Source organism: Runella rosea, assembly GCF_003325355.1.
In the GTDB taxonomy this organism is placed as follows: domain Bacteria; phylum Bacteroidota; class Bacteroidia; order Cytophagales; family Spirosomataceae; genus Runella; species Runella rosea.
Genome location: NZ_CP030850.1, coordinates 2,493,913 through 2,503,823, shown reverse-complemented (window position 1 = coordinate 2,503,823; position 9,911 = coordinate 2,493,913). Strand labels below are relative to the sequence as shown.

Annotated in this window: 6 protein-coding genes; all 6 read left to right on the top strand. The window is 42.2% G+C overall.

Going from position 1 to position 9,911, the window contains the following annotated elements; all coding sequences use genetic code 11:
* The first annotated feature begins 4 nt into the window (after window positions 1-4).
* The 6 genes from DR864_RS10645 to DR864_RS10620 all read left to right on the top strand — a co-directional run bounded on the left by DR864_RS10645 (window position 5) and on the right by DR864_RS10620 (window position 9,903).
* Window positions 5-1,012, top strand: coding sequence for a PorP/SprF family type IX secretion system membrane protein (locus tag DR864_RS10645; RefSeq protein ID WP_114066950.1), 1,008 nt, complete (start codon window positions 5-7; stop codon window positions 1,010-1,012).
* Between the two features lie 104 nt (window positions 1,013-1,116).
* Window positions 1,117-3,498 (top strand): OmpA family protein, encoded by a 2,382-nt coding sequence (locus DR864_RS10640; RefSeq protein ID WP_114066949.1) that lies wholly within the window; start codon window positions 1,117-1,119, stop codon window positions 3,496-3,498.
* Window positions 3,499-3,719: 221 nt separating this feature from the next.
* The gene (locus DR864_RS10635; RefSeq protein WP_162793709.1) at window positions 3,720-5,399 is read left to right on the top strand and encodes a 7TM diverse intracellular signaling domain-containing protein; all 1,680 of its coding nucleotides are present in this window, start codon (window positions 3,720-3,722) and stop codon (window positions 5,397-5,399) included.
* 192 nt (window positions 5,400-5,591) lie between these two features.
* Window positions 5,592-6,014, top strand: coding sequence for a nuclear transport factor 2 family protein (locus DR864_RS10630; protein WP_114066947.1), 423 nt, complete (start codon window positions 5,592-5,594; stop codon window positions 6,012-6,014).
* A gap of 110 nt (window positions 6,015-6,124) precedes the next feature.
* Complete coding sequence (locus DR864_RS10625; RefSeq protein ID WP_114066946.1) at window positions 6,125-7,045, top strand: PorP/SprF family type IX secretion system membrane protein; 921 nt, start codon at window positions 6,125-6,127, stop codon at window positions 7,043-7,045.
* Window positions 7,046-7,131: 86 nt separating this feature from the next.
* Window positions 7,132-9,903, top strand: a complete 2,772-nt coding sequence (locus tag DR864_RS10620; RefSeq protein WP_114066945.1) for a 2-oxoglutarate dehydrogenase E1 component — start codon at window positions 7,132-7,134, stop codon at window positions 9,901-9,903.
* The last annotated feature ends 8 nt before the right edge of the window (window positions 9,904-9,911 follow it).

The following is a 9,911-nucleotide window of genomic DNA, read 5'->3' as shown; positions in this document are numbered from 1 at the left end:
AACGATGAACAATATCATCAAACAAAAATGGACAATGTTACTGCTGCTGATCACTTTGATCAGCAGCAGTAAAACCTGGGCTCAACAGGACAAAATGTTCTCCCAGTATATGTTCAATATGATGGCACTTAATCCTGCTTATGCTGGTAGCCGAGATGTGCTGAGCGCAACTGCACTTTACCGCAACCAGTGGGGTGGAATGGCGGGAGCTCCTCAAACTGCCACATTTAGCATTGATATGCCCGTAAACCGCGAAAGAGTAGGGCTTGGACTTCAACTCTTCAACGACCAAGTGGGTCTTGAGAACTGGACTGGGGCGATGTTGTCGTACGCTTTTCGTATTAAGTTAGGTGAGCGTTCAACCTTGGCATTGGGATTGCAAGGAGGAGCCATGAGTTTTCGCTGGGACTTATCCAAAGCGAACTTAGGCAACAACCTAACTGACCCTGCTTTTGCCAACAATGTTTCTAAGATTTTGCCCAACTTTGGAACGGGTATTTATCTCAGTAACGACCGCTCTTACATCGGTGTTTCGGTTCCTTATCTGATAGAAAATAACCTTTCAGATTATGACTCTGGAGATAATCGTGCCAAAGTACGCCGTCATTTCTATGTCATAAGTGGATTCGTGATTGGACGCAATAACGTCAAACTAAAACCATCCATGATGGCCCGCTACGTACAGGGAACTGGATTGTCGTTGGACGGAAATCTTAATCTTTGGTTTAATGACCGGATTGCCGTTGGTATGTCTTATCGCCACAACCGTTTTTCAACGTATGCTGGTAAAATTCAGGAAGACATCAGCGGAAAAGTGCTAAGTGGGGATGCGTTGGTTGGGATGTTGGAATTACAACTTTCAGATCAATTCCGTCTGGGATATTCTTACGACTGGACACGCAATCGTTTGAACCAAGAACGTAAGTTTTTAAGCATTCCTACCCACGAAATAATGCTGCGTTATGAGTTTGGATTTAGCAAGAGCAAAATCCTTACTCCACGGTATTTCTAAGGAGACTGTTTGTTAAAAATAGTTAAAGGTATATTCTTCATGAAGGGTTCTTAACGATACCAACAGAGGAGAGTATACCTTTTTTTTATCTTAAATTGTAGTATATGAAAACATACATTTTACTCATTATTTTGGCCACTGGTCTTTGGGTAAAGGAAGTAAAAGCGCAGTCGTCTTTACAGCAGGCCAATCGTCAATATGAAATGATGGCGTATTCTAAAGCGATTGACTTATACGAACAGGCGCTTAAAGGTGGTCTTGCGGATTCTACAAAATTAAATACGCTCATTAAATTAGGAAATAGCTATCGTCAAATCAGAGATACACAAAATGCCGAGCGAGTTTATCGGTTGGTGGTCGGAGAGGATACAACACCTTCGGCGGCTCACGCCAATTGTTATTTATATTATGCACAGGCATTGGCAAGCAATGGCAAATATGACGAAGCTAAAGAAGCTTATGAGCGTTATAACCAGTCGCAGCAAGAAGATGGTCGCGCAAAAGAATTTAATAAACTATATACTGATGTTAATAAGTTATCTAAAAATAAAGCAAGCTATACAGTAGAGTCACTTGATAATATCAATACAAATCGTGCTGAATTTAGCCCCACCTATTATAAAAAAGGCTTGGTATTTGTTTCTGCCCGCAACGAAGGGCTAAACGTAAAACGGGTATACAGTTGGAATCAAACGGCATTTCTGGACTTGTATGAAATCCCTGATTTGTCCGTAATCAATTCTAAGAAAACAAGTAAACTTGGAGGATCAACGTTGGTAAATAAGACCGAGCGCGTCAAAGGCGTTTATTTGCTGGGTTCAGATGAGTACACCTCGCCAACGGCCAATGATTCCCACATTCCTGGAAACTACCGCAGTGCAAACGTGAATGGTACCGCTACTGCACCTTTACAAAATGCCGTGATTGAATCCCAGAATATGGGAAAAACCATTAATTCAAAGTACCACGAAGGGCCAGTGACCTTTTTTAAGGACGGGAAAAGGATTCTTTTTACCCGTAATAACTACCTGAACGGAAAGTATAAAACGAGCAAGGACGGGATTAATAAACTGAAATTGTACTCTGCCGAAAGTACTAATGGCAATTGGAAGGATTTAAAAGAACTTCCGTTTAACAGCGACGAATATTCAGTAGGACATCCGGCGTTGTCAAAAGATGATAAACTGCTGTATTTTGTTTCGGATATGCCCGGAGGGTTTGGCGGAACTGATTTGTACGTCAGTAAATACGACGGGGCCAATTGGTCTACACCAATCAATTTGGGACCATCGGTCAACAGTTCGGGTAACGAGATGTTTCCGTTTGTAGACGAGCAAGGGAATCTTTATTTCTCATCAGATGGTCATGCGGGACTGGGGGGTTTAGATATATTTTATGCCAAGCTTATTGAAGGCGTAATGGCCAAAAAGCCCAGAAATCTTGGAACACCCATCAACTCGGCAAAAGATGATTTTGGGTTGATTACCGATGCCGAACGTACTAGTGGCTTTTTTAGCAGCAACCGCCGTCAGGGAGGGCATGATGATGATCTGTTTCGCTTTGAACGAACGGGTCCGCTGAATCCCTGTCAGGATGTAATTGTAAATGTCATCGATGCAGAGACGAAAATGCCATTGGCAAATGCCGTTGTTGCAATGGCGGGTAAAAGTGAAAGTGATACCGAAGTAAAAACAGGTCAAACGGATAAAAACGGTAGTATACGCTTATGCTTAGACCCAGAAAACGATTTTGTGTTTAAAACAACTTATGAAGGATACGTTGGCAATTCGGTCGATTTTGCCGCCAAAGATTTAGACATAGCTGATGTTGTAAAACTGGATATTCCGTTGACTAAAATCAAAGTAAAACCCAAAACATTCACACTTCGGGGCTTGGTAACGACCCAAAAAGACCGCAAACCTATCTCGGGCGTGAAGGTATTGCTTCGAAATGAATGTGACGATAGTGTTCAGGAAGCCGTAACAGACGCAAATGGAACTTATCTTTTTGAAGTGCCCAGCGGTTGTGATTACTCCATTGAAGCCCTAAAAGATAATTTGGGAACAATGGGCAGTAAAGTAAAAGGAGGGGAGACATCAGAGGCAAATATCACCATGTTTGAAAAAGGCGATGTGATTAAAATCGAAAACATCTATTATGATTTAGATAAGTCGAACATCAGAACTGATGCATCTACTGAGTTGAACAAACTCGTGGAGGTAATGCACAAGTACCCTAAAATGAAGATAGAATTCGGCTCTCATACCGACAGCCGTTCGTCTGCTAAGTATAATAAAATACTTTCCACTAAGCGAGCAAAGGCGGCGGTTGCTTACATCGTAAATCAAGGAATCTCTTCCAAAAGAATTATTGCCGCAGGCTATGGTGAGAGCAAACTGGTAAATAAATGTAAAGACGGAGCGCCTTGTACCGAAGAAGAACACCAACAAAACCGCCGGACGGAGATAAAAATTTTGAGTTTGTAAAAGTAAATGTGTAAAAGGTTGCCTATCAAAAGCAGAAACTCGATTGGGTTTCTGCTTTTTTTGCGTTTGGGACTCATGCCGTTTTATCGGTTAAAGTCAGCAATCGGGTCTAATCGGGTCTAAATGTCTCATAGAAAACACATTGAATTTCAGAAGGTGCTCATCTTATCCTGAACTTTTTTTAATATTGAGACAGAAGTGAGACTATCAAAATGTCATCTATGCGTCTGCTACCATTTTTGTTACTGCTTTCTCTGTATACTGGTCGCATATTTGCTCAGTCAGTTACGCCAATATTGGTGTACAAAGATGCAAATCGGTATGTAGAAACCAGTGCTTTTGCGACTGTTTTGGAAGATGCTAAAAGCGAATGGAGTATTCAACAAGTAATGGGGATGCCAGATAGTGTTTTCAGACGGGCTCAAACGAGCAGACTCAATTTAGGAAATTCAGAATCGCGTTTTTGGGTACGATTTCGAATCGAGAACAAAACTGAAGAAGATTTATATTTTCTTAACGTCGTTCCGATTATTCAGTACTTAGAGCTGTATGTTGTCAATGCTGATGGACAGGTACGATCCTATCCACCAAGTGGTATTTTGCGGCCTTTTGAAAATCGAACTCTCCCCGTTCACAAAATTAACTTCCATCTTGGCAAGAATCCCAAGACGCTTTACTTTTCTGTAAAGAGCAACCGTACGCTCTATTTCTCCAATTACATTGGGACAAGAGAGGTTATTGATGCGTACGTTAGTCGAGATGAGCGAATCTTTCTATTCTGTTTTGGCATCTATTTTATTTTAATCATCTACAATTTAGTCATTTACTTCTATAGTCGCGATAAGCCTTTCTTATGGTATAGCATTTTTCAGTTGGGGTCGCTTTATTACTTTCTATATTTCTCGGGTTTGGGTTTTGCTTACATCTGGAATGATTTTCTGTTTATGAACAAAGACTCCAATATTCATGTGGCTGCTTCGCTCATTCCAGCCTGTATTTTTACGATGTACTTTCTGAATACCCGTAATTTACTACCTCGTTTTCATGTCTATTTGAAAGCGTTGGTCATTGGTTATTTGGGTGTTTTGGTCGTGCAACTACTGGGTTTTGTTGTATTTGATAACAAGCTTGCGCAATTTTTTAACTTTACCACCTACCTAAGCCTTTGGGTGGTTGCTTGGGTTGCTTATTTCAAAAAACATAAAACCGCTCGATTTTATCTAATGGGCTGGACTGTTTATCTGTTTACGGTCATTATGACTGTCCTCTTTGCTACCAATGTGATTCCTGCCTTTGCTTCTTTTTCCGTTGATAATTATGCCATCAATTTTGGCTCAATAGTAGAGGCTATATTCTTAGCGTTTGCCTTGGCTGATCGGGTGTACGAAATTCGTCAACAAGCTCGTTCGGCCCAAGATTTGCTCCTTAAGCAATCGGCAGATTATGAATTACTGGTTGAAAAACACAATCATTTATTGAATATTCAACCCAATGCAAATACCGCTGAAAATCCCATCGAAGTGGCACAGCGTTTGGAAACACTTATTCAGTCCATCCAAACGGAACGGGATTTGATTCGGAAAGTATCCATTCCTACTATCGAAGGGGTTATTCTCCTGCCATTGTCTGATATTATGTATATCGAAGCTATGCGCAGCTATGCCCAATTTCATCTTTCTAATGGGAAGAAGATCATTGCTTCGCGTCCTATTGGTGATTTTGAAGACGTTTTACCTGATCCAACTTTTTTTCGTATTCACAAATCGCACACGGTAAATCTCAATTATGTAGAACGTTATATTAGGGGCGAAGGTGGTTCGGTAATTTTGCAAAATGGCTCAGAAATTGGCGTGTCCAGAACGGCAAAAGCAGAATTGTTGAGGCGATTACAGATTTCGTAAAGCAGATTTGGAGGCCTTCTGTCTCAAAACGCCGTTTTGCTAAAAGAGGAATTGTCGTATTTGGGAAACTTATTGTCGCATTTGGGAAAGAAGGTCAGATGAAAGTGTTTATTTGAAGTGAAATTTGGCTCACTCTATTGAATTAAAAGAATAGAGAGAATTAGTCTATAACTTCTTTAAAACAACTGTACAATGAAAAATCTGAGCCTTATTTTACTTCTCACGCTGGTTAGCCTGTTTGCTTCTGCCCAGGCTTTTAATGAAAAAACATTTGCTGCTTTTACAGAGTCCTTTGACAAAAACCCTGTTAAATGCCTCCAAACAGAAACGGATCCCGATTTTGTGTTCATAGGCACAACTGGTGAAATGCTTGATTTAAAAAGTACTATTGCTATTTGTGAGAATGCGGTGATGGAAAACCGTTCCAATTCAGATCTAAAAATTAGGCAGTACGGCAATACCGCTATTGTGACAGGGCACTCTAAAAGACTTGCCAAGCGAATTACGAGCGGTCATACTCGGCTATATAATGAACTGATAACGTATGTTTTTGTAGAACGGGATGGAAAATGGCTATGGGCGTCGGCTCAACATAGCGAGGCGCAGAAAAAATAAAAAGAATAAAAATTGGAAGAAAGCAGAGGTTCGCAAGGACTTCTGCTTTTTTATTGGGTTTGGCAAGATTAGTGCTTTCTTTTGCGTTGATAAATGAATCAACCAGTATTATGATGAAAAAACAATTTCTACTCCCTACTGTTTATCGCCTCCTCTCTGCATTAAACTGCCTATTTCTAGTTGTCCACTATGCCCAAGCCCAGCGTGAAGTTCAATATTCACAATATTTGGTTAATCCAATTGCCATCAACCCTGCGGCTACGGGTATTCGCGAAAATTTCTATTTTAATGCCGTTCTTCGCCGGCAATTTGTGGCGGGTATACAAGGGCTGCCCGTTACCCAGTCTTTCGCCATGGATGGGAGCGTTGCCGATGGAAAGGTCGGATTGGGATTACAGGGACTAAACGACCGAGTAGCCGTCAACGTGGCAGTGTTTGGCAGCGCTTCCTATATTTTTAAGCTTTCGGAGTTTCAAAAAATTTCCATTGGAGCGTTAGGGGGAATTAATGTTTTGCCGTCGCGTTCAGCCATCAACATTGGCGGGGGAATCAATAAAGCATTGGCAAGTGCAGGCGTCGGAATTTATTATCAGGATGAAATGTTTTTTGGAGGAGTCTCAATGCCTGAAATCTTAAAACAAAGTTATGGATACAACAACACAAGTGGACTGCTTAATTATCAACGCCCCATTTTTTTACAGGCAGGGTTGAAAATGGACATCAGCGAAGGGTTGAACGTAGTTCCGTCTATATTGATTACAAAACCTGAGCAAGGAAAAATCAGGACGGATTTAAACGCGTTGATGCACTACAAAAATGCCGCCTTGGTGGGGGTGTCCGTTCGTTTGGGGGGCGTTAATTATGTTCAGGTACTGCTGGGGTATGACGTTTCCAAAAACATAAGAATAGGCTATACCTACAATTCGCGGCGGGTAGAAGACTTCTACGGCAACTCCAATAGTGTACCTGGAGCGGGTAAGGGTATCCACGAAATTGTGTTTACACTTCAGCCTAATCCAAGTTCTCATTAGATTTTTGCTAAATCTATAAGACTTTTGCAACGAATTCAAAATACATGAACTAAATTTGCCCCACTTTCAACCAGCATTTTTTTTTAATGGAAAAATACTCATATATAGCTAATTCAGAAGCTGCGTACATTGAGGACCTGTACCAAAAATATTTGCAACAGCCTGACTCTGTTGATTTAAGTTGGCAACGGTTCTTTGAAGGGTTTGAATTTTCTGCTAAATACGGCGAAAATAAACCTAAATCAAATGGAAATGGTGCCGCACCGGTGGCTGAAACACCCATTTCGGCTTCGCATACTCGCAAAGAAATGGAGGTAGTTCACTTGATAAGAGGCTACCGTCAGAGAGGACATTTAATGTCGCAGACCAACCCACTAGGACCCCGCAAGAATCGGTATCCAGAGTTGGATTTAAAAGACTTCAATTTGGCAGAAGCCGATTTAGAAACAGTATTTGAGGCAGGAATTGAAGTGTTTGGCCGGGCAGCAAAGCTGCGCGAAATTGTGGATGCCCTTCGTAAAGTCTATACTGAAAAAGTAGGTTTTGAATACCAATACATCCGCGACCGTCGGGCTAAAAGTTGGTTAAGAAAGAAGATTGAACAGGAATACCTGAACTTTACGCCCACGATTGAGCAAAAGAAACGGATTCTTGAGAAACTGAACGATGCCGTAACCTTCGAGAACTTTCTGCATACCAAATTTTTAGGCAAAAAGAGATTTTCGCTCGAAGGTGGAGAAGCAACTATTCCAGCATTGGATGTGGCAATCAACCGTGGCGCTGAGCTTGGGGTGGAGGAAGTGGTAATTGGTATGGCGCACCGTGGCCGTCTCAATGTATTGACCAACGTACTTCAAAAACCTTATGAGCAGGTTTTTAACGAATTTGAAGAAAACGTTGAACTGGATGAATTCAGCGATGGCGACGTAAAATACCACATGGGTTATGAAAGCCAAATCGAAACGCCAGAAGGTAAAGCTGTAAGTCTTAAGCTCATGGCGAACCCATCTCACTTAGAAGCTGTTAATCCAGCCGTGGTGGGATATGCCCGCGCGCGTGCCGATGAACACTACGGTCATATTGAAGGGCAGGATAAATATGACCCCGTACTCCCTATTTTGATTCATGGAGATGCCGCCGTGGCGGGGCAGGGAATTGTATACGAAGTGACGCAAATGTCTAACCTACCCGCGTATTATACGGGCGGGACGTTGCACTTTGTGATTAATAACCAAATCGGATTTACCACCGATCATGAAGACGACCGCTCTTCTATCTATTGTTCAGATATTGCCAAAATCGTGGATGCTCCTATTTTTCACGTCAATGGCAATGACCCCGAAGCGGTAGCCTTTGTGATGAAAGTTGCGATTGAGTTTCGCCAGGAGTTTAACCGTGATGTATTTGTGGACATGGTTTGTTATCGCAAGTACGGTCACAATGAGTCGGATGAACCGCGTTTTACGCAGCCGACGATGTATTCGAAAATTTCACAACAGCTCAACGGTCGGGATTTATACCTAAAAGTATTGACCGAGCGAGGAGAGTTGGATGCGCAAATTGCGGATCAAATGAAGGCCGAGCTCGAAGGCGAGTTGCAGGATTTGCTTCAAAAAGTAAAACAAAAACAACTTCCGTACAAACGCCCTAAGCTTGAACGTGATTGGGCGGAATTGCGGCGTTCAGTACCCGAAGATTTTGAGAAGTCGCCAGCTACTGGTATTTCAAAAGAGGTGATTGAAAAAGTAGGACAAGCGCTTACAAGCTTGCCCGAAGGTTTCAAAGCATTGAAACAAATCGAAAAAGTAATTGAAGAGCGGAAGCAGATTTTTGCGGGTGAAAAACCGCTGAACTGGTCGTCGGGAGAATTGCTGGCGTATGGCTCTATTCTGACGGAAGGAAAAACCGTTCGGATGACGGGGCAGGACATTCAGCGCGGTACATTCTCGCACCGCCACGCCGTGCTTCATGATACCGAGACCAATGCCAATCACAATAGTTTGGCGCACATCGGCGAAGGACAAGGGAAATTTGAAATCTACAATTCTCTGCTTTCAGAATACGGCGTCATGGGTTTTGAGTACGGTTATGCCATGGCTAACCCTCACGCGTTGGTGATTTGGGAAGCTCAATTCGGCGACTTTGTGAATGGTGCTCAAATTATGATTGACCAGTTTATTGCCGCTACGGAGTCGAAGTGGAATGCCATGAACGGCTTGGTACTTTTATTGCCGCACGGATACGAAGGCCAGGGACCTGAGCACTCAAGTGCCCGCCCCGAGCGCTTTTTGATTTTGTCGGCTGAGTATAACATGTACGTTTGCAACATTACTACGCCAGCCAACTATTTCCACATGATTCGTCGTCAATTGGCGTTACCTTTCAGAAAGCCTGCTATTTTGATGTCGCCTAAGTCGATGCTGCGTCATCCGATGGCGGTATCTCCTTTAAGTGATTTTGCCGAAGGGACTTCTTTCCGCGAAACCATTGGGGATGAATTTGCTGAACCTAAAAAGGTAAAAAAAGTGTTGCTTTGTACTGGTAAGCTTTATTGGGAACTATTGGATAAACAACAGAAAGACAACCGTAAAGATGTGGCCATTATTCGCGTAGAGCAGTTGTATCCATTCCCCAAAAAACAAATACAGGCGTACCTAGATCAATACAAAAAAGCAGAAGTGATTTGGGTGCAGGAAGAGCCTGAAAACATGGGCTATTGGTCATTTATTTTGCGTGAGTTTCCTCAGATTGGATTAGGGAAAGTAATTGCTCGTAAAGCCAGTGCATCTCCAGCAACAGGTTATATGAAAATACACGCAAAAGAGCAGGCAGAACTCATTGAGCAGGCTTTTTCTTAAAATAATAC